Consider the following 24,603-nt stretch of genomic DNA (forward strand, 5'->3'; position numbering starts at 1 on the left):
TTCTGGATGCCGTCGATCATCCTTCATCGAGCGAGTTCCGTGTTCTCATGCGGGTCAGCCCTCACACTATATTGCCGCACATCGACCAGCAAAGGCCGAGCTAGTGCGCCTGGCGCGCAGTTACTGCGAGATAGGCTTCGAAAAGCCCGACAGGGCTAAGACGCTCCGCTGTATTGAACCCGAAATGTTTTCTGACAGCTGTCAGATTTTGGACACACATCACTCATCGTCAGTCGCTTAATACGGATGGTAATTTCTTCCAGGAATCGGTGACATTGAACACCACCCTGTCATGACCGCCCAATCTCAGCGAAGCGAACTCAGCATCGCCACCAGGACCAAGCCTGAAGATAAATCCGCCGTAGCAGCGTCAACGACATTTTGCTTTCGAAGCCGGATGGATTGCACGAGGTGATTCGCGCCGTGATGCAGGAGGTGCTCGAGGCCGAGATGGACGAGGCGCTGGGTGCTTCGAAGAGCGAGCGCACGCCGGAGCGTCTCGGCTATCACGCGCGCTACTACGGGCGGAGAACTAGCTGCGCACCTACGGCGGTTGGATAATCCCAAGGTTCAAAGCTTTTACAACAGCTACCGTTCTGCTGGTCGCATCCAACTTCCGCATTACATTTTTTAAATGGAAATCTATCGTATTTCGTGATCTGCCTAAAATAGTTCCTATTTCCCAAGATGATTTTCCTTGTGACACCAAATCAATGCACTCTATTTCTCTCGGAGACAGGTTATGAGCTCGTTCCGACGCAGTCGTAGTGTCGAACTTCGTAACCATCCGATGAAACCGCAGCGCGGCCATTTGCAGGTAGGTGATCGCTCTATTCTGCAATTCGCAGTCCGAGGATTGAGCAAAACTCACAAACCTAAAGCTGCCACCAGGGCCATGTAATGGGACGGTAACGCCTGACCTCAAGCCGAATGTTGCTGCTTCGTCCAAGACGCGGCGTCCATCTTCAGTTATGTTTTCATCAGTATACACCTCGCTCCATCGAAAGGGTCCCGCCTCCTTTCGACCTTTCTTGATGAGGGGGTCTATTTTGGCATAGCCCATTCTCGAGTAGCGCTCCTGCCATTCAGCAGGATAATTCCACATCACCACAGAACCCTCTCGGTTCGGCTTGAAAGCCCTCTCTGATGCGAGCGGCCCATAGGCAATCCACGGGCAATCGAAATTCAGCGCAAACGCAGACAACAGTTCGAACAACTGTTCGGATTGAGCGACATCATCAGTCATCTTGAGGAATAGGTCTAACTCCACCGCAATCCGCCGGAGTTCCATGATGTCTCCTTCATTGCGTTCTCATTGGTGCACAGTTTGCTCCAACCCAGCCTCGCAACATCCGAAGTCAACGGGACTCGAGCCGGAGTTCCTTCCGCCACCTGGAGTACCCTCAAGAGTCGTGCCAGCTTGCGAGCGAAGCTTCTCCTTCAGGTCGTCAATCGACGGGGGAGGTACCCAGGAGGCGAACCGACAGCACTGTGTCGGGGAGCGCACAATCCGACAGTCGAGCATTCGATTGACGGAATATGGGCAGGAAAGTATTCGCGGCGCGCTTTTGAAATCAGCACCTAAGTGCCGGGCCTGAGAAAGCTGCATTGCAACTGTACTTATTTGATCGAGGCAAGAACAAGCTCAAAATTCAATCGATACATCGACCTTCTTTTCCAATCTCCCGAGTTGAGCAGCCGTAGCAATCGTATCGACTGGATGGCGGCTGACTTTCTCCAGGCTCGGTAACCTGCTGAATTTGTCCTTCGGATGTTCCCGCTCAGTTGGCACGACTTTTGAACTCACCGTCGTGAGGCGGCAAGAGCTGCCCGCCAAAATTGATGCTGTTATGGGGGAGGTCGAAATTCCAGTTTTGTCTTTTATCGTCTTTGGGACCGAGCGTGTTGATGCGCCCGCTTGGAAACTATGAGACGTTTCCCCGTCCATGGGCGCGGCGCCACTTGTCGCGACGTTTTCGCCTTCACTGTTCGCCTCTGGAACAGGCAGCCGGCCCGGCTCGCGATCATCATGACCGCGATGCTCGCCTCCACGCTGGCTGACGTGTTGATGCCGCTCTATTCTGGCCGACTCATCGACGCTGTTTCTCGTGCTGCTAATGCGGCAGCACCAGCTTCGGATTCAGCTGTTGCAGCATTCTCTGTACCGATTGCATTGGCACTCGGTGGCATTGCCATGCGCCACGTCGCCTTCATTGGCCTGAGCGACCTGGTGTTGAAAATGATTTCCGACGTCGCGACCGAAGCGTTCCATCATGTGCAGCGCTTTTCGACAGACTGGCATGCAAACAGCTTCGCCGGCTCGACAGTGCGCAAGATAACGCGCGGCATGTGGGCGCTCGACCTCCTCAACAGCACGATACTCGTCACGCTGCTCCCGTCGTTTGTCATCTTGATCGGCTCGACGGTGCTGCTCGGCTGGCACTGGCCGGTCATGGGCGTGATCTTTGCTTGCGGCTCTCTCGTCTACCTTGCGTTTTCGATTTCGCTGTCGCTCGGCTATGTCGCGCCAGCGGCGAGCCTTGCCAACCGATGGGACACAAGGCTCAGCGGCGCGCTTGCGGACGCGGTCAGTTGCAACGCTGTGGTCAAGGGCTTCGGCGCAGAGGTTCGCGAAGACGAGCGGCTTGCAAATATCATGACGAAATGGCGGCACCGCGCGCGCCGGAGCTGGGTGCGCGGAACGATCATCGGCTCAACCCAAGGCGTAACTTTGGTTGCGCTCAGGGTGGCGGTGGTCGGATATGCCCTGCTTCTGTGGTCGCATGGACAGGCAACGCCGGGCGAGATAGCATATGTTCTCACGTCCTTCATCGTCCTGCAGGGCTATCTGCGTGATGCCGGCATGCATGTCCGCAACGTGCAGCACTCGGTTAATGATATGGAAGAACTGGTGGCCATCCACAATCAGCAGGTGGATGTTGCCGATCGTCCAGAGGCCAAGCCGATCCGGATCACGAACGGCCGTATCGATTTCGAGAACGTCCACTTCCGCTACGCCAACCATCCCCTGCCGCTCTATAGCGAATGTTCGCTGTCGATTGAAGCTGGCGAAAGGGTTGGGTTGGTTGGACCCTCCGGTTCCGGCAAGACAACATTCGTGAAGCTGATCCAGAGACTCTACGACCTGAGCGGCGGCCGGATCCTGATAGACGGTCAGGACGTCTCGGAGGTGACCCAAGAGTCCCTTCGTTCGCAGATCGCGATCGTGCAGCAGGAGCCGATCCTGTTTCACAGGTCGCTTGCCGAGAACATCGCCTATGGCCGGCCTGGCGCGAGCCAGGCCGAGATCGAGCAAGCGGCACGACTGGCAAGTGCCCACGAATTCATCGCGCCCCTGCCGAAGGGCTATGGGACATTGGTCGGCGAAAGGGGTTTGAAGCTCTCCGGCGGCGAGCGCCAGCGCGTGGCGATCGCGCGCGCCTTCCTCGCGAACGCGCCGATCCTTATTCTGGACGAGGCCACATCGAGCCTCGATTCGGAATCCGAGGTGCTCATTCAACAAGCGGTGGATCGGTTGATGGTGGGCCGAACCACACTCGTCATCGCACACCGGCTGTCGACGGTCCGCTCGCTCGATCGGCTGCTCGTCTTCGACCGTGGCCGCATCATGGAGGACGGCGATCATGCCGCCCTGATCAATCTCGATGGTGGCATTTACCGCCGCCTCTTCGAACGGCAGGCGTTGGAACTCGCGAAGGGCCTGGCCTGATCGCTAAACCGGCTTGCGCGATGCGCCGAGCCGTTGCCGGAGAGGGGTGTGGCAGTGACGAGCGGCGGGCGTTAGGCGGCAAAACCAGCACGGCCGGAACTGTCCGCCAAACGGGCGAGCGGGAATGCACCACGTCTAAGCTTCGGCGAATGCGCGCAGTTACACGCGGGCACCGAATTGTCGCGCCTAACGGCGCACGCACCAAAAGGGCGGGAATGTCGACGGCCCGGGAAGAGTGCGGCCCTCGCCGTTACCCACATTTCGCCAAAGGAAGCGAAGTCAACGCACATTGAGAGGGCGGTGCTTCCCGGCCGGCCGGGATCCCTGTCGCTGGCCCAACCTACCGCACGCTGGCCACGTCAACGGTTCAAAGTCCCTTCGGTTCGCAAAGTCGTCCCCTTGGAGACCCGGAAGCGCAGGAGCTCCGACCGCAGTCTTCGCTCAACTCTGGCCATCTGCTCCGGGATTGGATTCCGTTCCCTTGCTAGCACAGTGGCAGCTGAGCACGAACTCGCCGGCCCCGTGTCTTTCGATTACGGCCAACGGGCTTAGGAAGAGATTGGATTCGCCGGCCCTCTGCGGAGCGAATGAACAGTTCTACAGATCATCGACGTCCGCGAAAAAGAGCACGCAGCCGAAATAGCAGGCCTGAAGCAGCAGCGAACAGGCCAGCGTCGTGACGACTGCCACACGGATCGAATCCAAAGCGAAGTAAACCATCGACGCATTGCTGCACAGGACCAGCCCCACGAGCCGACAAAAAGATGAAGTGCAACGCCGTTCTCCTGGTTTTCGCCAGATCATGTTGCGAGCTCGTCGGCCGCAACATGCGTCTGGCAGTTCTTGGGGCAGACGCGGCCGCAGGCTCCGCAGCCTATGCAGCGGCCGGCATCATCGACAACCATGATCATGCGATTGAGCTTGCCGTCGAAATCGTCGTCCTCGTCATCGCAGGGGCCGAGGATTTCACCCGCATCATCAACGCCGTGAAGATGCATGACATCGCGCGAGCAGACCTTGAAACAACGGCAGCAGCCGATGCAGGTCTTGCTATCGATGGAGGTCAGGTACGACGGCATCCAAATGGAGCCGTCACGGGTGGTGAATGTGCGCATCATCCTAAATTCTTCATTGAAGCGAGTTCTCTCTTGGCAACATCCAACTCGGCATAAACGGCTTGGGTTTTCTCGGCGACTTCCTGTATGTCGGCCCACTTGCCCGGCAGACCCTCGACAAGGTCCTGCAATGCCATCTTGGCAATAGCTGCACGCAACTGGAGCTTTCGGACTTTCTTCCTCATCTTATCTAGGTCTGACATAGATCCTTCCTGGAACAATGGTTTTGTTGATGCGCTCCATCTCGGGCTAGGCTTCAATGGCTGCAGTCGCATCGTCGACCAGTTTCGTACCGGCCTCAGCAAGTTTGCGGAAAGTCTCGAAGCCGAACCGGTGGACGTCTCGACAGAACGCCCAACCGCTGGAAGCCCGCAGGGGCTTCATTCCAATTATTGGCGACGTCGACACGCCGGAGCGCTCCTCGATCGCAAGCGCTACGGCGGTGTAAACATGTCGAGCCTCCACAGCGCGTCAGGATCGGGATCGCCGCCAAAGGGTACCGCACGTTGCTGTTGCTTGGTGATGATGAACTCGGCCAGCAGCTCGGCATCCGAATGGCCTTCCCATAAGCCGAAGGAATCCTGAGTACGAATGAGCCGCAGGAGGCATTTGACGAACGGGGAAGCAAGGGCCTCGTCGTCATTGTTGACAGCAGGGCCAACCGGAGGAATTTCGTTGTTCGTCATTTCAGTCTTCGTCTTCGAGGTACGATTTCCTTTTCCTGCGATGCCCACTCCGGGTCCGCTTGCGTGGCCGACGAATGGCTTGGGCGGGCCAACCCCAAGAGTGCCCCGTGGCCGACCTCGACATGTCCACGAGTGCGAGACCTGCGGCGCGAATTCGCGGCGCACATCGTCTGCGCCGCGATCCGACCGGTGGTCAACGCAATTGAAATCCAACCTTCCGCAAGCCGCCGCCCTGCTGCATCGACATACTTGCTGCGAAGAGAGCTTCGATGGGCGGATTGGCCAGTGTTCAATTCCAATTGTCAGTCCCTTCGCGATTCTTGCTCAGGAAGTGACTTCGTTTTGAGTTTCGGGTGCCTTCTTTTGCGGAGCCACACAAAGATCCGCGTGACAGGCAGGCTCACCCGTGTAGTTGGCCAGTGCTTCGAGCAATGGGGTAAGATAGTACTGTTTGGTGTGGTCCGGAATTGGCCCCAGCCGGTCCACCGATTTCAGTGCCACCTCGATCAACTCGATTGCGCGATCTTTGTTGCCGCTCTCGTAATAATACTGAGCTACCGGGAGGTACCGGAGGTATTTAAACGGGCCATCGCCGTTCGGGGGATTGAGTGCCAGTATCTGTTCCGAGAGCTCGTTGCCCATCGCAAAGCGCTCCGCGCGCGGAAGATGGGAATTGTCCATCGTGGGATCGAAGAGTTGGTTGAGGGCCAAGGCCATCCACGACACCGCGTCGGACGTTTTGTCGATCGCGTCCTCGACCAATTCTCGCATGACCGGCATGCCGGTCTTGATGTCGCGCAGCTTGTGAAGCAGAAGATCCGCATGAATCTGCCGGAACTCACAAGAGTCTGGCATCAAGGCGAGGCCTTCTTCGATGGCCAAGAGCGCCGCCGTCCAATCCTCGGCCTGCATCGCCGGCTCAAGTTTGGCGTATATCGGCCCGGTAAGCGACATTTCGCGCGCTGCAAGTTGGTTATGCGCGATGCGCTTTGCATCGGCGGCTTTCGCTTCATAGCTGCTGCGCCAGCTGCCGTTAAGGACTTTCGGCAAAACGTCATCGAGTTCCGCCGGGTGGCCGATAAAAGCGATGTGGCCGTCGCGGTCGACCACGAACGAGGTGGGAATCCCAATCGAAGAGCTGGGATCCATCCAGAGCTTGTTCATTTCGCCAATGTAATCGAACCCGATACGATAATTCAGATTCGGGAACTCCTCGGTCAGCCAGGCATCCACGTTGGTCCGCGCCTCGTCTGCGGTAGGACCCTGTTCGCAGGCGGCAACTCCGACCGCCTCAAATCCGCTGCCTTCATATTTCTCCTGCAGTTCGATCAAATGGGGCATGGCGTCGACACATGGTCCGCACCAAGTCGCCCAAAACTCAACGAGGTAGACCTTGCCGGGCCGAAAGTTCGTGAGGGGCTCGCCACGCAGCCAGTTCTCCACTTTGATCGCAGGAGCCGGGGACCCCATACGCAGTTCCATCTTGGTGTCCAAAGTCATTCCACACCTTTCGTCTCTTTTGTCGCGGAATATTTTCCAGTCAAAATCGGACACGGTCTCGAGGGCATCGCTCCCTCTGGCTTGCTTCAGCGAAGCTCTCACCGTGTTGCCGCACATCAAGCTGCAACGGAGGTGCCAATTCCCTCAGCTCCGGTAAGCGGCGGGAAATGCTTTGAAATTCTCCACGAGGCCAAATGCGGCCGATTGTCGTGAACCCGACATGTCTTCTGCCGCTGTCGGGTTTCGCCCTATCACTCTTGAGAGCTTGGACGGCTCGCCTGTGATTAGACTGGCCTCGGCCCTCGAGCAGTGGCAGTTTGGCGCCAGTTCGAAAGCGCGAACTCGCCGGCTTGGTCCTCGTGCCGCCACCGCCGCGTGTGGATTCTTGCCCCGGAGTCAAAATTCGCCTCGCGGTTGCCAACGGCGGCATGCGCTCAATGCGCGTGGCGTTGAGCACCGACAGCACGTAATGGTACCAATTAGTGGATGCCCGTCGCTGCCTCCACTTCTCCAGCCAAGCGCTCGAACGACGCTACCTACCCACGTTCGAGCGCGACCGCGGAATCGCAGACTGCCGAACGTCAGCCGTTGCGAAAGGTGTAGCCGTACCCGTTGATCGCCGGTGCGCCGCCTAGATGTGCGTAGAGGACCCTCGATCCCTGTGGAAAGAAGCCCCTCTGGACGAGGTCGATCATCCCTTGCATCGATTTGCCCTCGTAAACGGGGTCCGTAATCATGCCCTCGAGCCGCGCGCACAAACGGATTGCCTCTTTGGTTTCCTCCGATGGAACGCCATAACCCGGGTACGCGTAGTCCATGAACAACACCACGTCTGCCTCGACAATTTCCGCTCCGAGGTGGACGAGCTTCGCTGTATTTTGGGCGATGCCAAGCACCTGCGCCTTGGTCTTGGCGGGCATGGCGGAGGCATCGATACCGATCACGTTGCGCTGTCGACCATCCTTGGCGAACCCGACGAGCATGCCGCCGTGGGTTGAACCAGTCACCGTACAGACGACGATATAGTCGAAGGCAAACCCAAGCTGCTCTTCCTGGGCACGCACCTCCTCAGCGAACCCCACATAGCCCAGGCCGCCGTATTTGTGGACAGAGGCGCCGGCAGGTATCGCATATGGCCTGCCGCCCCTTGCCTTGACTTCATAAAGTGCCTTTTCCCAGCTGCGGCGGATGCCGATGTCAAAGCCCTCGTCAACCAGGCGCACCTCTGCCCCCATGATGCGGCTCAAGAGGATATTGCCGACCCGGTCGTAGACAGCATCATCATGTGGGACCCAGCTCTCCTGGACCAGGAGGCATTTCATGCCGATCTTGGCGGCGACCGCAGCGACCATGCGCGTATGGTTGGACTGCACGCCACCGATTGTGACGAGCGTATCGGCATCTGACGCGATCGCGTCGGGCACAATGTATTCGAGCTTGCGCAGCTTGTTTCCGCCGAACGCGAGACCGGAGTTGCAGTCCTCGCGTTTGACGTAGATTTCCACCTTGTCGCCCAGATGCTTGCCGAGGCGGTCGAGCCTCTCGATCGGCGTGGGTCCAAAGGTGAGCGGATAACGTTCGAATTTTTCCAGCATGCTATCTCCAGCAAAAAAGTACCTGAACCTGCTACGCACCGGTCAGCCCAGGGGTATGGTCGCGTGTTAGCCGAACACAGATTCCCTATACGATCAGCTCAGTCATCAGAGGGTGACCAAAATTGGTGTGGGTCTGAGCACTGATCCTGTCATCCGCGCATCAAAGCAGCAGCACATGCTGGGCATTCGACCAAGCCGGGACACAGCTGAAAATTGCATTCCGCAGTTGATCAGAGTCAGACGACTGGTACCCGAGCTTTCCTGTAACCATCGGCATGCTGGCCCCTGTGGCGAGTTCCACGAGCGCGGCTAGAGGACTGCCAGATCAGAAAGAGCACGCGGCCGAAGTAGCCGGCCTGAAGCAGCAGCGAACAGGCCAGCGTCGTGACGACTGCCACACGGAGCGAATCCAAAGCGAAGTAAACCATCGACGCATTGCTGCACAGGACCAGCCCCACGAGCCGACAAAAAGATGAAGTGCACGCCGCTCCCCTGGTTTTCGCCAGATCATGTTGCGAGCTCGTCGGCCGGAACATGCGTCTGGCAGTTCTTGGGGCAGACGCGGCCGCAGGCTCCGCAGCCTATGCAGCGGCCGGCATCATCGACAACCATGATCATGCGATTGAGCTTGCCGTCGAAATCGTCGTCCTCGTCATCGCAGGGGCGAGGATTTCACCCGCATCATCAACGCCGTGAAGATGCATGACATCGCGCGAGCAGACCTTGAAACAACGGCAGCAGCCGATGCAGATTTGCTATCGATGGAGGTCAGGTACGGCGGCATCCAAATGGAGCCGTCACGGGTGGTGAATGTGCGCATCATCCTAAATTCTTCATTGAAGCGAGTTCTCTCTTGGCAACATCCAACTCGGCATAAACGGCTTGGGTTTTCTCGGCGACTTCCTGTATGTCGGCCCACTTGCCCGGCAGACCCTCGACGAGGTCCTGCAATGCCATCTTGGCAATAGCTGCACGCAACTGGAGCTTTCAGACTTTTTTCCTCATCCTATCTAGGTTCTGACATAGATCCTTCCTGGAACAATGGTTTCTTGATGCGCTCCATCTCGGGCTAGGCTTCAATGGCTGCAGTCGCATCGTCGACCAGTTTCGTACCGGCCTCAGCAAGTTTGCGGAAAGTCTCGAAGCCGAACCGGTGGACGTCTCGACAGAACGCCCAACCGCCGGAAGCCCCCACGGGTTTCATTTCTATTGTCGGCGACGTCGACACGCCGGAGCGCTCCTCGATCGCAAGCGCTACGGCGGTGTAAAACATGTCGAGCCTCCACAGCGCGTCAGGATCGGGATCGCCGCCAAAGGGTACCGCACGTTGCTGTTGCTTGGTGATGATGAACTCGGCCAGCAGCTCGGCATCCGAATGGCCTTCCCATAAGCCGAAGGAATCCTGAGTACGAATGAGCCGCAGGAGGCATTTGACGAACGGGGAAGCAAGGGCCTCGTCGTCCCCGTGGACAGCAGGGCCAACCGGTTCATGAGGAATTTCGCTTTTCCCCAATTTCAGTACTCCTCTTGAAGGACGATCTCTTTTTCTGCGATGTGTGGTTCGGGCGCTTGCGTGGGCGGGGAATGGCTTGGGCGAGCCGATCCCACGCAACAGTGTCCCGTGGCCGACCTCGAGCACGTCCACCAATGCGAGACCTTTCACCGCGGCGCGAACGCCTGCGCCGCGGTTCGACCCGAGGTAAACGCAATGGAAATTCCACCTGCCGCAAGCCGCGCACTTTTGCGGCATCGACGTTATTGCTGCGAAGTGCGCCTGGGCGGGCGGATTTGCCGGTGTTCAATTCCAATTGTCATGCCCTTCGCGATCCTTGCTCAGGAAGTGACAGCGTTTTGAGTTTCGGAAGTCTTGTTTTGCGGAGCCACACAGAGACCCGCGTGACAGGCAGGCTCACCCGTGTAGTTGGCCAGGGCTTGGAGCAACGAGGTGAGGTAGCGCTGTTTGGTTTGGTCCGGCACTGGCTCCGAATGGTCCAGCGATTTGATTGCCACCTCGATCAACTCGATCGCCCGGTCCTTGTTGCCGCTCTCGTAATAATACTGAGCGACCGGAAAGTAACACCCGAATTTAAAGTCTCCATCGCCTTGCGGAGGATTAAGTTCCAGGATCTGTTCGGAGAGCTCCTTGCCCATCGCAAAGCGATCATCATGCGGAAGATGGGAGTTGTCGATCGTGGGATGGAAGAGTTGGTTCAGCGCCATCACCACCCAAGACATCGCTTCGAACTTTTTGTTGATCGCGTCCTCGACCAATTCGCGCATAAGCGGCAAGCCGGTTTTGATGTCGCGCAGCTTGTGAAGCAGAATATCCGCATGAACCCGCCGAAAATCAAAAGAGTCTGGCATCACGGCGAGGCCTTCTTCGATGGCCAATAGTGCCGCTGCCCAATCCTCGTCCTGCATCGCCGGCCCAAGTTTGGCGTATATCGGCTGACTCAGCGACGATTCGCGCACACGCGAGATTCGCTTTGCATCGACGGCTTTCGCTTCATAGCTGCTGCGCCAGCTGCCGTTAAGGACTTTCGGCAAAACGTCATCGAGAGGTGCCGGGTGGCCGATATAAGCGATGTGGCCGTCGCGGTCGACCACGAACGAGGTGGGAATCCCGAACGAAGAGCTGGGTTCCAGCCAGAGCTTTTTCATTTCGCCAGTGCAATCGAACGCTGTCCGATAATTCAGATTCGGGAACTTCTCGGTCAGCCAGGCATCCACGTTGGTCCGCGCTTCGTCCGCGGTTGCAGCCTTTTCGCAAGCTGCGACTCCGATAATCTCAAATCCGCTGTCTTTATATTTCTCCTGCAGTTCGATCAAATGGGGCATGGCGTGGACACATGGTCGGCACCAAGTCGCCCAAAATTCAACGAGGTAGACCTTGCCGGGCCGAAGGCTCGTGAGGGGCTCGCCACGCAGCCAGTTCTCCACTTTCAGCGCAGGAGCCGGGGACCCCATACGCAGTTCCATCTTGGTGTCCAAAGTCATTCCACACCTTTCGTCTCTTTTGTCGCGGAATATTTTCCAGTCAAAATCGGACACGGTCTCGAGGGCATTGCTCCCTCTCGCTTGCTTCAGCGGAGCTCTCACCGTGTTGCCGCACATCAAGCACGGCAAAGGGCATGCCAACCCTTCTTAGCTTCGGCAAGCGCCGGTACCGCCTTGAATAAGCGAGCCCTAACACGGCCAGCTGACGTTAACCTGAATGTCGGCTTTCGACGGCTCACCTTAGCGGCTGCCGTTTAGGAAGGTGAGAGTTTGGCTGGCCCGCTGGCGATAAGACCGGCTTCGGCGTCCTGGAGTAGTCGCACTTCGGCGATGGGGTCGAAAGTGCGGGAGAGGCTCGGTACCCTTGCAGCCACCGCCGCATGTGGCCCGGCGTCATAATTCGCGTCGCGGTTGCCAACGGCGGCGTTGGGCTCGATCCACGTGGCGTTGAGCCCGACAGCACGTAAAGCTGCATCGTGATTGAATGCCCTTTGCTGTTTCACGCCAAGCAGGAGTCGCGCGACGCTACCTTGCTCAAGCGCGAGCAGAGCGATCTGACGCCGTAGGAATATTGCTCGTCCCGCTTTTGCCGCCAGAGGCGGAAATCTTTCCTGAATGCCACCGCCGATCATCAATATCGACGAATCATATCCCGCTGCCCATTTGTTCGACTCCGAGGTCGGGCCAGCACTCCGTCAAGGGACGGTTGATGAACCCTAGATGCTCGGGATTGGCGCATGGCGCGCGCCGCAGAAGGCTGTCAAGGATGCGGCGCGCTCGCCAGGCCAGCAGCCCAAAGTTCGGATCAGCCAGCCCGCGCTGTCCAAGGCAGGCGTTCTGAACGAAAAGGCGTCGGTCTCGCGGTCCGTCCCAGTACACCGAAAAATCCTCGCCGATGGCGAGCTCATTGCCGATCTGTTCGAGGCGATCTGCGATCGGTTCTAGGAAACCCGGCAGCGGTTTCTCGTACCCGGTGGCCAGGATGACGATATCGGCGGTTACTTCTCCGATGTTGTCCAAGCCGCGTTGCAGCGTGAGCCTGTGCCCTGCTCCGGCATTGATGCAGCGCGACACGTTGCAACTTGGCCGCAATGTGATCTCGCATTGGTGTGGCTCGAGAAAGGCGTGGTGGTAGAGCGCCTGATAGACCGCGCGCAACTTGCTTTCTGAAATGCCCTCGGAGGCAAGCGCGAAACGCCGCAGGAACAGCTGTCGATGCACCTCGCTCATCGCAGCAAAACGATCCGAGAAGCATGGCGTGAACAGCCCGTTTGTGAACGCGTGGTCGTCGAAAGGCATCTCGCGCGTCAAGACCCATGTGATCGCCGCGGGCCGCCGTTCTTTCGGCCGGCCGACAAGGTGCAGTAGCAGCTCGGCTCCCGACTGTCCGCCGCCAACAACGCAGACATGCTTTTTTTGCACCTCAGGATTGATGTGGGCCAACTCAGATGAGTGGAACAGGTTGGGTCCAGTCCAGCCATGAAACTGAGGCGGAATTTGCGCCTGCTTGCCTATGTCGATGACGAGGTTTCTTGCATCAAGGACCGCGTTGTCCGTCCGCACGCGAAACTCGCCGTCAAAGCGGATTTCGCGAACGGCCTCGCCGCCACGGACAAGCGGATTCTTCTGGAACGCCCAGTTGAGATATTGGGCGAACTCGGCTCTAAGCACCCCGTGAAATTGCGCATTGAGGAAATTGTAAAGACGCCCGTTCTCGTGGAGGTAGTTTACGAATGTGTAGGCTGATCGCGGATTGACCAGAGTAACCAGATCCTGGAAGTGGCCGACCTGGAGCTCCGCGCAATCGAAAGCGCTGCCTGGATGTCCTCGGAAATCGACCTCCCGGTCCAGGAACAGTGCCCCTTGCGCAATCTCTTCCTGTATCTGACACGCAAGGCTCAAATTAGATGGTCCAGCACCCACACCAATACAAAAGAGGTCCACTTATCCTTACTCCTCTAGGAGTGTTTTCCAACTCAGCGGCATGTTGACGTCGATTGCCGGGCATTGAGCAATGCGAACCTCACAGGCATGCTTGAGCCGCGGTCCCGACTGAGAGGACAGCAAAAGCGTGTGCCGCCTTCCAGGTCTTGGGCTCAATGTCGGCGGCATCGACAGCGGCGCGGCGTGATCCGAACCCAAGAGCAGAAGGAAAGTGTGTGATGCTGTCGCGCGGCTCTTCCGGATCTTACGGCGGCTTCTAGCGCCGGCCTCCACCCCAGGAGTGGCTGTTTCCCTGCCACGACGGAAGCGGCTCTTTCTTTCGAGGGGCGTAACCATGGATAACGGCTCTTAATGCTTTCGGAGACTCCCATGCATGCGGCGTGCCGGATAAAGACCTGTCAAACCAACGAGTTCGCGCAGTTCCAGCTCGTCTGGAATCCGACATTGTCGCACGCCCGACGATCGGGCAGGGGAAGCTCCGCGGCAGCGGCCCTTGCACACCGCAGGCTGACAGGGACAGCCGCCGATTTGACGCGCGTCCGGGTACTGATAAGGGGCCTTCCAACAGGGTTCGCGCACGAGGCGGGGTCTCCTGGTACACCCGCCCTGTGGCTTGGCTGCGGTCTGCTGCAGCCGTTCGTCTTTACTGCCCGTTGCGGACGATCTCGCACGAGTTGGTTCACGAGAGCGTCGTGAAGCAGTCGAGGCGTCCGGTTTGGCTCTGACAAGCGTCGCAAGATGTTCGCGGATCCAGCCATGTCTCCGCAATCCGACCGGTAACCGACGACGACTTCGGACTGGTTGGCGGTCCTACGACCTGATCGGTGTTCCTACGGAGCTGATCAGCGAGCCAAAAACAGCGGCAATGTGGTCTTCCCAAAGCTCCAGCTCGGCGGACCGCCGAAAATCCGCTCACGCAGCCCACGGCTGCCATAAGCACCCATAACCATCATGTCAGCACAGATGTCGTTCGCGTGCTGGGTCAGCACTGTGCCCGCCGATTTGCCGGCGCTCTTAAGCAGGTCAACGGAGACCCGAGCACCGTGCCGAGTAAGATAGGCAGCGATGTCAGCTCCAGACTGCGCGCCTTTCCCGTTGTTTTGCGCCTTTGGATCGACCATAGCGACACAGACTTCCTTGGCAGCGGATAGGATACTAAGAGCTTCCCGAACCGCACGCGAGGCCTCTACACGCGAATCCCAGCCGACCAGCACGCGTCGAGGCGACAGCGTCGCCTTAACGCCCTTCGGCACGATGAGCACCGGCTTTCCGCTATCGAACAAGCAGCCGTTGACAACAGGAGGTCCGAGAGTCTCATCGTTGAGGAGGTCTCCTCCAACGATCGTCAGGTCAGCGCAGAGCGCCCGCTGTCGTGCCACTTCACCGAGGCTAGCCGGATCGCAATAGTCGGTGTCAACGTCACAGGAAAGCGACATAGCTTTCAGCCTTTTGAGGATATCCGCGGACCGTCTTTCCATTCTGGTCACGTCCTGTGAAAATTTCTCGATTTGCTGAAATCGATAGTTCGGTACTGCAATTGCCTGTGCACGTCCTGTATTCCATTCGGGGGGCGGAGACGACATCAAGAGCAATGGAGGCGGTATAATGAGTACCGATAGGTGCGCGCCGACCTCGGCACACAGTCCGGCAGCTGTTGTGAGGTCCTCATCAGAATGATCAGCACCCGTCACACTGAATATGCTTTTAAATTCCATTTGCCTGCTTCTCCTGGTCTTCGTTAGGAGCGCCTCAAAGCGGCAACACCGCTCTCAGGAGGAAGAGAGAGCGGCACCACGTTCGATCACCGATTTCAGTCGTCCGGCTTCTCGAGCGAGTAGCCGGCCGACCTGACGGTGCGAATGACGCTGCCGGGCAAGGCCGTTTTCAGCGCCCTCCTGATTCGGCTGATATGGACATCGACGGTGCGTGCACCGACATGAATGTTGGGCAGCCAGGCCGCCCCGATAAGCTCGTCCCGGCTGAAGACCTTGCCGGGGGCCTCAATCATAAGCCGCAGCACGTTGAAATCGATCCGTCCGAGATGGATGTCGTGGCCATTACCGCGAACCCGATGGGCATCGAGCTTCATCTCCAGGCCTCCACAACAAATCCAACTGTCGTTTTCAACCCCGTTCGGACCACGCTTGGTCAGCCCGAGCCTCGCCCGCAGGCAGTCGAGCAGCTTGGCCGGAGCCACCGGCCGCACAAAGCTCTCAACGCCTGCCTTCAAGAGATCGAGGTGCTGGTGCTCGGCGCCAGGCGCGATCAGGGCGATGATAGGCAGGTCGGTGGTGCGCGGTTCCCGCTTGAGGTGGGCGCAAATTGCGGACCCGTTTATGCTGGCTGGGTCGCAATCCAGCACTACGGCCTGAAGCTCCCGTTGTTCGGCCAAGGCCAGCGCAGCCTTCGCGCCGTCTGCCGTCTCACTGCTGAAACCGTCAACCTCCAGTATGTGGCTGTAGAGCAGATAGAACTCGGCATCTTGCGAGCAGATCAGGACCAGCGGCTTCTTCATCGGCGATACCCCAACAACCTGGTCGGCCTCGAGTCCCTGGATCGAGGGGACTGGCCAACATAGTTTCTCGGGTCCGTCATGATGGCCTTTCTCGAAAATCGCGCCCATCATGCCAGCGCCACGTGGGGAAAGGTTTCGATGACTGAAATCGCATCGTCGACCAGCTTCGTACCGGCCGTGGCGAGCTTCAGGAGCGTCTCGAAGCCAAACCGGTGGACATCGCGCAGCGTTTTGGACAAAACGACCAGCCGTCCGGTCGTGAAAAGCACCCGACCAAAACCCTCATGGCTCACCTGGATCATCGGCGATGCCATAAGGCCGCAGCGCTCCTCGATCGCAAGCCCGATGGCGGCGTAGTACTTGTCGAGCCTCCACAGCACGTCGGGATCGGGATCTCCGATGATTGGGATCCCTCGGCGCTGTTCCTTGGTAATGATGAAGTCGCCCAGCAGCTCAGCGTCCGCTTTGCGTTCCCACGAGCCATAGGAATCCTGAGAACGGATCAGCCGCACGAGGCATTTGACGAACGGGGTGCAAAGAGCCGCCTCGTCTTCGGCGACAGCTGGGGGGATTGCGGGGTCAGGCATTGGCGTCCTCCTCTTTTCAGTCCTCGTCCTCGAAGGACGGTTTCTTTTCGGCAATGCCCGCTCGCGCCAGCACCTTGCGCAGCCAAGGCGGAGGACACGTCCTGAGCATCATCTGCGTGCGCAAGAGCACCTGTGGGATCGATTGGGGCTCCGCCACTTTGATCGGGTGGATTTTTGCCGCGACAAGCTTGGCTGCCGAAGGGCCGCCAATTGCCAGACAAAACAGGATCTGACAGCCCTTGAGCGCATCCACCTTTGGCGTGATGCGATCATCGCGCTCGGCCCGATGCTCCCCGCTTTCATCGGACACGTCATCGAAGGCCACGGCTTCTACGAGATTCCATTCCTCGCGCGTCACGTCGTAGACAGCAAAGCGCCTGGCCGACCCGAAATGGGCGTTGAGGTCCTGCATGTCCTGAGTGGCGATCGCAACGCGCAATGCGCCCTTACGTCGTTCAGGCATCGGGGCGAAAACCTCACTACTGACCAGCGAGAGGCGGCGAACAGCGTTCATCGTGATATTTCTCGATTACGGAGTGGATCAAGCGCCTCAGGAGTGGGCGCGTGTTGGTTGGCCTGGAAGATGCTGGCGACCTCGAAGATCATGTCGCGGGTGCCCTGATAGAGAATTGCGAGCTTGTGCTGGCTGCCTAGTCGATCGAAGACCGGGAACCCGATGCGCATGAGCGGAATTCGGAGCCGCTCCGATGCTTGGCGCCCGTGCGAATGCGTGACAAGCAGGTCAGCACCGACGGCAAGACTTTCCAGATCGCCGAGATCGCCGATCTGAACCGAAACCGCCGGGACTTTCTCGAGAATTTTAGACCTGTCGGTCGTTGTGACGGCCGCGGCTATCTCGGAGCCGAGGCCAGCAAAGAAGGTCGCAAGTTGGAACAGCTGGTCTGGTTCGGCAGCGATGGCAATTTTCTTGCCGCCGAAATGGAAATGTCCGTCGAGCATCGCGTCCTGCAATTGCGCCCGGCGCCGGCGCACGCGGGCCGGTACCGCCGCGCCCGAAATCGCAGACAGCAGCGACACGAAGCGGTCCGTGTCCTGCAGCCCAGTCAGTGACTGGAACAACACGTAAGGCACGCCGGTCAACCCGTGCAGCGCTTTCGCCGGGCGGCGCATGTGCTCACCGATGGCGATGCATTGCATGGCCGTGCCCAACTCGCGAATGTCTTCGACGCTGGTGCCGCCGTATGTGGTCGCTACCCAGCGGTCAGGAACCGTACCGTCGAGCGAGCCTGAAATGTCGGGCAGAATAACCGGCTTGAGCCCAAAGCTTTCAACCATGTCACGCATATGCTCGATGTCGGCGACAGTGAGGTTGCATCCGGGCAGGATCGCGATCTTCTTCGGCTGCCGCGCACGTTCGCCCGAGCCTGTAATCCCTTTGATCATTGCGGTGACTGCCTTGGCCCAGCCCTCTTCGATCGCGCCGTCAAAATCCGGCGTGTTGGCCAGCACGACCTCCGTACCCGCAAGCTCTTGCGTGTGCTTCAGCTTGATGTTCGCAATATCACTCGCGCAATCTTCGCCACGCGTCTCCACCAGCGCGGTCGTGCACACCCCGATCAGCTTTGGCTTCGTGCGGTTCTTGAGGTTGAGGATGGCTTCTTCAAGATGGTCGGCAGCGCCGAGGATGGTCGCCACCTCATCCATCGCTGTTGTCTGCAATGGAATCGTTTCTTTGAAGTGCCGTACGAAGAGCACGAGCGCGAAGCTTGTGCATCCCTGGCTGCCGTGGAACAGCGGCATCGCGCCGTCGACCCCAAGAAAGGCAAAGGCGGCACCCAGCGGCTGCGACGACTTCAGCGGGTTCACCGCCGCGGATTTGGTCTGGGGAAGGATGCGGGCCATCGGTCGCCTCAACACTCGCTGAACTCGTGTGCCGTCGCGCCGGCGAATTCATCGAACAGGTGCCCGGACTCCTTCTTCGTGCATGGCAGTTCGTCTTTTAGATCAGGCTGGCAATCCCACGGGGCCGGCTGGCGCACCTGAGACCAGACCGGATTGTGAATGGCGAGGTCGATCTGGCGTACGAGTTCCACCATGCCGGCATAGCCGGCATAAGGGTGCTGGCGCTCCTGGTTGATATCGAGCCAGGGCGTCTTGGCCTTGAGCGCAATGAATTGCGTGCGACCGCCCGACAGCATGATATCGGCCCTGTGTTCAGAGAGCATGGCGTACAGCTCGCGCGCAGCCATGTATTCGAACATATGCTTGTCGTGCTTGAGAACTTGTTTGATGCGCTCCTTGTCCTGCACCGTAGATTTCTTGACCGAGGTGCCGACGATCTCGATTCCGATCTCCATCAGCGCACGGACAACCGACCAGGACTTCACACCGCCTGTGTTGAGCAGCACGCGCTTGCCTTGGAGCCTTTGCCGGTAGGATTCGAGTTTCTTCCACGCGATCGCCTCCTGCTGCGCGATCAGCGTCTCCGTGCGCTCGAGGATCTCCGGATCGGCGCCCTTCCTCACCAGCAGCCTGACAAGGTTGCGAAGAGCTTGCGATGTGTCGGAGATGCCATAGAAGGAGCCCTCGAAGAACGGGATGTCCCAGCGCTCCTCCATCTTGCGGGCAAGACTGATCAGCGCGGTCGAGCACACGATCATTGCCGCCCGGGCGCGGTGCGCGGAAGCAATGTCGCGGTAACGCGCATCGCCGGGAATGCAGGCGCGCACCCGGATGCCGAGCCGATCGAGGAGCGGCTTTACAAGCCAGAATTCGCCCGAGAGGTTGAATTCGCCAAGGATGTTGATGTCGTAGGGCCCGGGGTCGTCGGGTTCGACCGTGCCGATGACATGATCGAGCAACGCCTCGGCGGCGAGCTTGTTGCCGAGGTTCTTGGAGCCTGCCAGGCCAGGCGCATTGATCGGCACCACGGCCAAACCGAACTTTTCCGTGGCGCGTTTGCACACGGCCTCGATGTCGTCACCGATCAGCGCCGTTACGCAAGTTGAGTAGACGAAGATCGCCGGCGGCGCGTATGTGTGCTTGATCTCGCGGATCGCCTTGAAGAGTTTCCGCTCGCCCTGCCCCATCACCAGGTCGAGTTCGGTGAGGTCGGTCGTGAAGCTTGTCCGCCACAAGGTCGGCCCTGACGAAACCGCACCACGGTTGTCCCAAGAATTGCCCTCGCAGGCGAGCGGCGCATGGACCAGATGCGCAACGTCGGTGATCGGCTGCAGGACGATCTTGGCTCCGTCAAAGGCGCAGCCGCCGGCTGCCGCCCCTGGTGTCAGCGACTTCGAGCAGCCCTCCTTGCGCGCCTTGGCATCTTTGCCACGGTTCTTATCGCAGGCGGGCTCATCGAAGGCGTCCTTGATTTTGGCGCTGAGGGAGGACATCGCTCAGCCTCCCCAGTCCATTGGGCAAGGAATGGCCTCGGCGAAAAGCCGGCCACGGCTCTTAGCGCGTGAGGTCATAGGAATAATCCGTCACACCCGTCTCGCTCGTCTCGCGATCGAGTTTGTCGAAGATCTTGTCGAGGATCGTCGTCAGCACGCGCAACGCGCCCTGGTAGCCAAAGAGCGCAAAGCGGTGATGATGGTGCCGATCGAAGATCGGAAACATCAGCCGGATCAGCGGCGTTCCGGTGTCGCGCTCCAGGTACTTGCCGTAGGAATTGCCGATCAAAAGGTCCACCGGCTCGGTAAAGAGCAGCGAGCGCAGCGCCCACAGGTCCTTGCCCGCCCAAACCTGGGCAGCCTTGCCGAAAGGCGAGGATGCTAGCAGCTTCTTCAAATCGGCTTCCCATGCCGAGGTGCCATTGGTGGCGAGGCAATGGGTTGGCTCGCCGCCGGTCTCCATGACAAAGCGGGCCATTGCGTGAACGAAGTCGGGATCACCGTAGATGGCGTATTTCTTACCATGCAGCCAGGATTGGCTGTCCGCCATGGCGTCTACCAGTCGGCCGCGCTCGAGGCGAATTGCCTCGGGAATCTCCTTGCCGGAAATCGCCGCGACCTCCATCAGGAATTCGTCCGTCGCCTGAACGCCGAGCGGATAGTGGAACGAGGCCGTCGCCTGCCCGACCTCCTCGCAATAGCCCAGTGTCTTTCGGGTGTTGTGATGCTGCAGCGAAAGCGTTGCCTCGGCGTTGAGGGCCTTCTTCACCTCGTTGATCTTCGTGCCCCCGTCATACATGCGGTATTCACCGTCCGAAGGCGTATCGAACTGGTCAGAGGCATCCTGGATCAATGTATAGGACACGCCCATTACATCGAGCAGGCGCTTGAGCTCCCGGTTGTTGCCGACGCAGAAGCCGTCGAAGCCCGGAATGATGTTGATGGTTCCTTCGATTTGCGTACGCTCCTGACCTTTCCAGAAGTGCTCCAAAATGCCTTTGACCATGTTGTCATAGCCGTCGACATGACTGCCAACGAAGGCCGGGGTGTGGGCAAAGGGCACGTCGAAGTCGCGCGGGACTGAATCTTCGTCCTTGGCGTTCTGGATGAAGCTGTGCAGGTCGTCGCCAATGACCTCTGCCATACAGGTCGTCGACACGGCAATCATCTTGGGGTCGTAGAGCTGGTAGGTGTTGGCGAGCCCGTCGACCATGTTCTTCAGGCCGCCAAACACCGCCGCATCCTCGGTCATTGAGGAGGAGACCGCCGCGGCAGGCTCCTTGAAATGGCGCGACAGGTGCGAGCGGTAATAGGCGACGCAACCTTGGCTGCCGTGGACGAAGGACATGGTTCGCTCGAAGCCGGCGGCAGCGAATACCGCACCCAGCGGCTGGCAGGCCTTGGCCGGGTTCACGACAAGCGCTTTGCGGGCGAGGTTCTTTTCGCGGTATTCCCACGTCTGGGTGAAATCGCGCTGATCGGAAACGATTTCATCGGGGTGCGGACATTCGAAGTTTAGCTTCTTCTCAGCGAGCATCTTTCTGTATTCCGGCTCGCGGAACAGGGGAGCGTGATCGAGAATTTTTTCAGCCGACTGCGGCATGATGATTACCTCTTTTGCATCTGGCTGCGCGGGACGGCAGCTCAGGACGTCAAGACGTTCCAGGCTCCGGCGGATCAGAGGCCGCGGGAGTTCACCGTCTCAGTGGGAGACTGGGGCTGAAGCAAATGTTTATTCGGCAGCCATCGCCCGCTCATCGCCCCGGCTTCTTTTCCAAGGCGCGTGGAATAGGTCCCAGACCGGGTTGTTAATGGCGAGATCCACATCACGTGCGAAAATGGCAAAGCCGTCGTAGCCGTGATACGGGCCTGAATAATCCCAGGAATGCATCTGGCGGAACGGTATGCCCATCTTCTGCACCGGGTATTTTTCTTTGATTCCCGAGCCGACCAGATTTGGGCGAATCCCTTCGATGAATTTCTCCAACTCATAGCCGGTCACGTCATCGTAGATCAGCGTGCCGTTCTTCACGTAGTGGCCGGTGCGCTGATAGTCGTCGCTGTGGGCGAATTCATAGCCGGTGCCCACGATGACCATGCCGAGGTCCTCGTAGGCCGTGACGACGTGGCGGGGGCGCAGGCCGCCGACATAGAGCATCACGGTATTTCCTTCCAGGCGCGACAGGTACTTGGCGATGACCGCATCAACAAGCGGCCTGTACTTGGCAATGACCTTTTCGGTCTTCTCCTCGATTTCCGGCCCAAAATGCTTGGCTATGTTGCGCAGAGAGGCTTCGATCTGGGAGGGACCGAAGAAATTGTACTCCATCCAGGCGACGCCATACTTTTCCTCCATATGCCGACAGATGTAATTCATCGACCGGTAGCAGTGGATAAGATTGAGCTTAGCCTTCGGGGCGCGCTCGATCTCTGCGAGTGTGGCGTCACCCGACCAGTTGCCAACCACGCGCAGCCCTATCTCCTCAAGCAGTATGCGCGAGGCCCAGGCATCGCCGCCGATATTGTAGTCGCCGATGACGTTGACGTCGTAGGGGCCGGCCTCGAACTTGACATCCTTTTTGTCGAAGACCCAATCCCGGATTGCATCATTGGCGATGTGGTGGCCAAGCGACTGCGAGACGCCGCGGAAGCCCTCGCAGCGTACCGGCACGATCGTCTTGTCATACTCCTTGGTCTTTTTGCGAGAAACGGCCTCGGTGTCATCGCCAATCAGGCCGATAGGGCATTCGGACTGCACGGTGATGCCGTTGTTGAGCGGAAACAAGACTTCAATCTCGTCAATGATCTGTTCCAGCTTCTTGTCGCCGCCGAAGACGATGTCCTTCTCCTGGAAATCGGAGGTGAACTGCATTGTCCCGAACGTGTCGACGCCCGTTGTACCGACGTAGTAGTTGCGGCGCTGCGACCAAGAATATTGGCCGCAGCCGACCGGGCCGTGCGAGATATGGACCATATCCTTGACTGGCCCCCACACCACGCCTTTCGAACCAGCATATGCACAGCCGCGAATCGTCATCACCCCGGGAATGGACTTGATGTTCGATTTGACGTCGCATTCGGAAAGGACCTCGCTTTCCCCGCCAGCCTCGTTGCCGCTCTTTGCGACGTTGAGGTGCTTCTTGCGGCGCTTCGCCGCCTTGTCGGGATAATGCGACAGCACCTCTTCGATAAGCTTCGCATGAAGAGCACCGTCATTCTCGTATTCCCGGCTCATGAGTCCCCTTTCAAGGTTGGGTGACGCCTCAAAGAATAGGCGCCGTTCTCTGCAAGGCGCGCCGATTCATGGCAGCGCTAATGTCACTACTGGGCCGCCGCCTTCGCCGCTTCCTTGGAGTGAAGCTCGGCAAGCATCTGCTCGTCGGTCTTCATGATGCCGAAGTCGAGCAGCATCTCCTCCAGCTCCTCCATGGTGATCGGCGTCGGGATCGTACCCTGGCCCGAATTGGCGTGGATCTTCTCGGCCAGAGCGCGGTATTCCCCTGCCTGCTTTGAGTCCGGCGCGTACTGGATCACCGACATCTTCCTGAGTTCGGCATGTTGGACGATGTTGTCGCGGGGCACGAAGTGGATGAGCTTGGAATTCAATCGGCCAGCCAGTGCTTCGGCCAGATCGAGTTCGCGGTCGGTTTGACGTTCATTGCAGATCAGCCCGCCCAGCCGCACACCGCCCGAATGGGCATATTTGAGGATGCCCTTGGCGATGTTGTTGGCGGCATAGAGCGCCATCATCTCGCCGGACATGACGATATAGATCTCCTGGGCCTTGCCTTCGCGGATCGGCATGGCGAAGCCGCCGCATACCACGTCGCCGAGGACGTCATAGGAGACATAATCGACATCGTCATAAGCGCCATTCTCCTCGAGGAAATTGATCGAGGTGATGACGCCGCGGCCGGCGCAACCGACACCCGGCTCGGGGCCGCCGGACTCCACGCACTTGATGCCTCTGTAGCCCACCTTGAGCACGTCCTGGAGTTCGAGGTCTTCCACCGAGCCTTCCTGTGCGGCGAGATCCAGGACGGTATCCTGAGCTTTCGAATTCAGGATCAAGCGTGTGGAATCGGCTTTGGGGTCGCATCCTACGATGAGGATTCTCTGCCCGAGGTCGACAAGGGCAGCGAGCGTATTTTGGGACGTGGTGGACTTGCCGATGCCGCCTTTTCCGTAAAAGGCGATCTGACGCAGACCTGACATAATAGCTTTCCTTCCTTCGTTCTAATTATCGCGACTGCCCGCGACACAAGTGCCGATAGGCAGCTCGTGCCGCCTCACACCAAGCATCGCAAAAAGCGTACCAGCGTGATCGGCCGATCCCAGAAGAAACTTTGTCATTAAATTCCAGCCGCTTAGACGGCGGCAAAACGCGCGAACGGGCCTTTCAGGCGTCTGTCACGGACACGACAAAGCCGACACAGATTGTCGTGCGCCATCCAAACCGCCGTGTGTCGAGCTCGAAGCGGGAGAATGGGGAAGTTAGCCCAAAGCTGATGGCGAGACCATCGGAAGACATCGGCTCTTGTCTTTCCAGCCTGCCATTGATCGGGCGGTCGCTGGATG

Annotated in this window: 23 protein-coding genes and 3 pseudogenes; 2 read left to right on the forward strand and 24 right to left on the reverse strand. The window is 58.8% G+C overall.

The annotated features are described in order from the left end of the window. Positions 1-292 precede the first annotated feature (292 nt). Positions 293-528, forward strand: a pseudogene (locus EJ078_RS09910) (transposase); the annotation flags it as partial. 16 nt (positions 529-544) lie between these two features. Here EJ078_RS09910 and EJ078_RS09915 read toward each other — a convergent pair. Both EJ078_RS09915 and EJ078_RS09920 read right to left on the reverse strand, forming a co-directional pair. Further along, positions 545-1,291, reverse strand: coding sequence for a LuxR family transcriptional regulator (locus EJ078_RS09915; protein WP_063169365.1), 747 nt, complete (start codon positions 1,289-1,291; stop codon positions 545-547). 354 nt (positions 1,292-1,645) lie between these two features. Further along, positions 1,646-1,948, reverse strand: coding sequence for a hypothetical protein (locus EJ078_RS09920; RefSeq protein ID WP_127262113.1), 303 nt, complete (start codon positions 1,946-1,948; stop codon positions 1,646-1,648). Between EJ078_RS09920 and EJ078_RS09925 the strand changes: the two genes are divergently transcribed. Continuing rightward, complete coding sequence (locus EJ078_RS09925) at positions 1,928-3,730, forward strand: ABC transporter ATP-binding protein (protein ID WP_063169366.1); 1,803 nt, start codon at positions 1,928-1,930, stop codon at positions 3,728-3,730. The genes EJ078_RS09920 and EJ078_RS09925 overlap by 21 nt on opposite strands. 597 nt (positions 3,731-4,327) lie before the next feature. Here EJ078_RS09925 and EJ078_RS09930 read toward each other — a convergent pair. The 22 genes and pseudogenes from EJ078_RS09930 to nifH all read right to left on the reverse strand — a co-directional run bounded on the left by EJ078_RS09930 (position 4,328) and on the right by nifH (position 24,240). Next, positions 4,328-4,534: an exopolysaccharide production repressor protein gene (locus tag EJ078_RS09930; protein ID WP_082826584.1), complete on the reverse strand. Its 207-nt coding sequence runs from the start codon at positions 4,532-4,534 to the stop codon at positions 4,328-4,330. Continuing rightward, positions 4,531-4,848 carry a ferredoxin III, nif-specific gene (fdxB, locus tag EJ078_RS09935; RefSeq protein WP_174800308.1) on the reverse strand — a complete coding sequence of 106 codons (318 nt, stop codon included), beginning with the start codon at positions 4,846-4,848 and terminating at the stop codon, positions 4,531-4,533. The genes EJ078_RS09930 and fdxB (EJ078_RS09935) overlap by 4 nt, the downstream gene beginning before the upstream one ends. Further along, positions 4,845-5,048 carry a CCE_0567 family metalloprotein gene (locus EJ078_RS09940; RefSeq protein WP_063169367.1) on the reverse strand — a complete coding sequence of 68 codons (204 nt, stop codon included), beginning with the start codon at positions 5,046-5,048 and terminating at the stop codon, positions 4,845-4,847. Before EJ078_RS09940 ends, fdxB (EJ078_RS09935) begins: the two co-directional genes overlap by 4 nt. A 46-nt stretch (positions 5,049-5,094) precedes the next feature. Beyond that, positions 5,095-5,531: pseudogene (locus EJ078_RS09945) on the reverse strand (DUF269 domain-containing protein). A gap of 324 nt (positions 5,532-5,855) precedes the next feature. Then, positions 5,856-7,013 (reverse strand): TlpA disulfide reductase family protein, encoded by a 1,158-nt coding sequence (locus EJ078_RS09950; protein ID WP_063170386.1) that lies wholly within the window; start codon positions 7,011-7,013, stop codon positions 5,856-5,858. A gap of 599 nt (positions 7,014-7,612) precedes the next feature. After that, positions 7,613-8,626 (reverse strand): 1-aminocyclopropane-1-carboxylate deaminase, encoded by a 1,014-nt coding sequence (locus EJ078_RS09955; protein ID WP_024505903.1) that lies wholly within the window; start codon positions 8,624-8,626, stop codon positions 7,613-7,615. Positions 8,627-8,862: 236 nt separating this feature from the next. Beyond that, positions 8,863-9,162, reverse strand: coding sequence for an exopolysaccharide production repressor protein (locus EJ078_RS30835; protein WP_082826585.1), 300 nt, complete (start codon positions 9,160-9,162; stop codon positions 8,863-8,865). Then, positions 9,134-9,449, reverse strand: a pseudogene (gene fdxB / locus EJ078_RS09965) (ferredoxin III, nif-specific). Before fdxB (EJ078_RS09965) ends, EJ078_RS30835 begins: the two are co-directional and overlap by 29 nt. Then, positions 9,446-9,604, reverse strand: coding sequence for a CCE_0567 family metalloprotein (locus EJ078_RS30325; protein WP_224571204.1), 159 nt, complete (start codon positions 9,602-9,604; stop codon positions 9,446-9,448). Before EJ078_RS30325 ends, fdxB (EJ078_RS09965) begins: the two are co-directional and overlap by 4 nt. A 91-nt stretch (positions 9,605-9,695) precedes the next feature. Beyond that, a complete protein-coding gene (locus EJ078_RS09975; protein WP_224571203.1) occupies positions 9,696-10,139 on the reverse strand; it encodes a DUF269 domain-containing protein in 444 nt (147 codons plus the stop codon). A gap of 320 nt (positions 10,140-10,459) precedes the next feature. Beyond that, positions 10,460-11,605: a TlpA disulfide reductase family protein gene (locus EJ078_RS09980; RefSeq protein WP_063170388.1), complete on the reverse strand. Its 1,146-nt coding sequence runs from the start codon at positions 11,603-11,605 to the stop codon at positions 10,460-10,462. Positions 11,606-11,877: 272 nt separating this feature from the next. Continuing rightward, positions 11,878-12,258 (reverse strand): hypothetical protein, encoded by a 381-nt coding sequence (locus tag EJ078_RS09985; protein WP_126080606.1) that lies wholly within the window; start codon positions 12,256-12,258, stop codon positions 11,878-11,880. A gap of 10 nt (positions 12,259-12,268) precedes the next feature. Further along, positions 12,269-13,567: a SidA/IucD/PvdA family monooxygenase gene (locus tag EJ078_RS09990; RefSeq protein ID WP_063169368.1), complete on the reverse strand. Its 1,299-nt coding sequence runs from the start codon at positions 13,565-13,567 to the stop codon at positions 12,269-12,271. An 842-nt stretch (positions 13,568-14,409) separates the two neighbouring features. Next, on the reverse strand, positions 14,410-15,282 hold the full coding sequence (locus EJ078_RS09995; protein ID WP_063169369.1) for a universal stress protein: 873 nt from the start codon (positions 15,280-15,282) through the stop codon (positions 14,410-14,412). A 95-nt stretch (positions 15,283-15,377) separates the two neighbouring features. Next, the gene (locus tag EJ078_RS10000; protein ID WP_224571202.1) at positions 15,378-16,082 is read right to left on the reverse strand and encodes a response regulator transcription factor; all 705 of its coding nucleotides are present in this window, start codon (positions 16,080-16,082) and stop codon (positions 15,378-15,380) included. Positions 16,083-16,189: 107 nt separating this feature from the next. After that, the gene (locus EJ078_RS10005) at positions 16,190-16,669 is read right to left on the reverse strand and encodes a NifX-associated nitrogen fixation protein (RefSeq protein ID WP_024505267.1); all 480 of its coding nucleotides are present in this window, start codon (positions 16,667-16,669) and stop codon (positions 16,190-16,192) included. Between the two features lie 16 nt (positions 16,670-16,685). Further along, positions 16,686-17,183, reverse strand: coding sequence for a nitrogen fixation protein NifX (gene nifX / locus EJ078_RS10010; RefSeq protein ID WP_063169371.1), 498 nt, complete (start codon positions 17,181-17,183; stop codon positions 16,686-16,688). Next, positions 17,180-18,532, reverse strand: coding sequence for a nitrogenase iron-molybdenum cofactor biosynthesis protein NifN (nifN, locus tag EJ078_RS10015; protein ID WP_024505265.1), 1,353 nt, complete (start codon positions 18,530-18,532; stop codon positions 17,180-17,182). Before nifN ends, nifX begins: the two co-directional genes overlap by 4 nt. Positions 18,533-18,540: 8 nt before the next feature. Beyond that, positions 18,541-20,025, reverse strand: coding sequence for a nitrogenase iron-molybdenum cofactor biosynthesis protein NifE (gene nifE, locus EJ078_RS10020; RefSeq protein WP_024505264.1), 1,485 nt, complete (start codon positions 20,023-20,025; stop codon positions 18,541-18,543). Positions 20,026-20,086: 61 nt separating this feature from the next. Then, positions 20,087-21,628, reverse strand: coding sequence for a nitrogenase molybdenum-iron protein subunit beta (gene nifK / locus EJ078_RS10025; protein ID WP_024505263.1), 1,542 nt, complete (start codon positions 21,626-21,628; stop codon positions 20,087-20,089). Positions 21,629-21,757: 129 nt separating this feature from the next. Then, complete coding sequence (gene nifD, locus EJ078_RS10030; protein WP_024505262.1) at positions 21,758-23,260, reverse strand: nitrogenase molybdenum-iron protein alpha chain; 1,503 nt, start codon at positions 23,258-23,260, stop codon at positions 21,758-21,760. An 86-nt stretch (positions 23,261-23,346) separates the two neighbouring features. Continuing rightward, a complete protein-coding gene (nifH, locus tag EJ078_RS10035; RefSeq protein WP_024505261.1) occupies positions 23,347-24,240 on the reverse strand; it encodes a nitrogenase iron protein in 894 nt (297 codons plus the stop codon). Positions 24,241-24,603 lie beyond the last annotated feature (363 nt).

The organism is Mesorhizobium sp. M1A.F.Ca.IN.022.06.1.1 (genome assembly GCF_003952605.1).
Taxonomy (GTDB): domain Bacteria; phylum Pseudomonadota; class Alphaproteobacteria; order Rhizobiales; family Rhizobiaceae; genus Mesorhizobium.

Excerpts from the sequence above, each read along its gene's own strand:
- EJ078_RS09950 (WP_063170386.1), bottom strand. The coding sequence starts at position 7,013 with ATGGAACTGCGTATGGGGTCCCCGGCTCCTGCGATCAAAGTGGAGAAC.
- EJ078_RS09920 (WP_127262113.1), bottom strand. The coding sequence starts at position 1,948 with ATGGACGGGGAAACGTCTCATAGTTTCCAAGCGGGCGCATCAACACGC.
- nifN (WP_024505265.1), bottom strand. The coding sequence starts at position 18,532 with ATGGCCCGCATCCTTCCCCAGACCAAATCCGCGGCGGTGAACCCGCTG.
- EJ078_RS09925 (WP_063169366.1), top strand. The coding sequence starts at position 1,928 with ATGAGACGTTTCCCCGTCCATGGGCGCGGCGCCACTTGTCGCGACGTT.
- nifD (WP_024505262.1), bottom strand. The coding sequence starts at position 23,260 with ATGAGCCGGGAATACGAGAATGACGGTGCTCTTCATGCGAAGCTTATC.
- EJ078_RS09980 (WP_063170388.1), bottom strand. The coding sequence starts at position 11,605 with ATGGAACTGCGTATGGGGTCCCCGGCTCCTGCGCTGAAAGTGGAGAAC.
- nifX (WP_063169371.1), bottom strand. The coding sequence starts at position 17,183 with ATGAACGCTGTTCGCCGCCTCTCGCTGGTCAGTAGTGAGGTTTTCGCC.
- EJ078_RS30835 (WP_082826585.1), bottom strand. The coding sequence starts at position 9,162 with ATGTTCCGGCCGACGAGCTCGCAACATGATCTGGCGAAAACCAGGGGA.
- EJ078_RS09940 (WP_063169367.1), bottom strand. The coding sequence starts at position 5,048 with ATGTCAGACCTAGATAAGATGAGGAAGAAAGTCCGAAAGCTCCAGTTG.
- EJ078_RS09915 (WP_063169365.1), bottom strand. The coding sequence starts at position 1,291 with ATGGAACTCCGGCGGATTGCGGTGGAGTTAGACCTATTCCTCAAGATG.
- EJ078_RS09955 (WP_024505903.1), bottom strand. The coding sequence starts at position 8,626 with ATGCTGGAAAAATTCGAACGTTATCCGCTCACCTTTGGACCCACGCCG.
- EJ078_RS09930 (WP_082826584.1), bottom strand. The coding sequence starts at position 4,534 with ATGATCTGGCGAAAACCAGGAGAACGGCGTTGCACTTCATCTTTTTGT.
- EJ078_RS09995 (WP_063169369.1), bottom strand. The coding sequence starts at position 15,282 with ATGGAATTTAAAAGCATATTCAGTGTGACGGGTGCTGATCATTCTGAT.
- nifK (WP_024505263.1), bottom strand. The coding sequence starts at position 21,628 with ATGCCGCAGTCGGCTGAAAAAATTCTCGATCACGCTCCCCTGTTCCGC.
- fdxB (WP_174800308.1), bottom strand. The coding sequence starts at position 4,848 with ATGATGCGCACATTCACCACCCGTGACGGCTCCATTTGGATGCCGTCG.
- nifH (WP_024505261.1), bottom strand. The coding sequence starts at position 24,240 with ATGTCAGGTCTGCGTCAGATCGCCTTTTACGGAAAAGGCGGCATCGGC.
- EJ078_RS10005 (WP_024505267.1), bottom strand. The coding sequence starts at position 16,669 with ATGCCTGACCCCGCAATCCCCCCAGCTGTCGCCGAAGACGAGGCGGCT.
- nifE (WP_024505264.1), bottom strand. The coding sequence starts at position 20,025 with ATGTCCTCCCTCAGCGCCAAAATCAAGGACGCCTTCGATGAGCCCGCC.
- EJ078_RS10000 (WP_224571202.1), bottom strand. The coding sequence starts at position 16,082 with ATGAAGAAGCCGCTGGTCCTGATCTGCTCGCAAGATGCCGAGTTCTAT.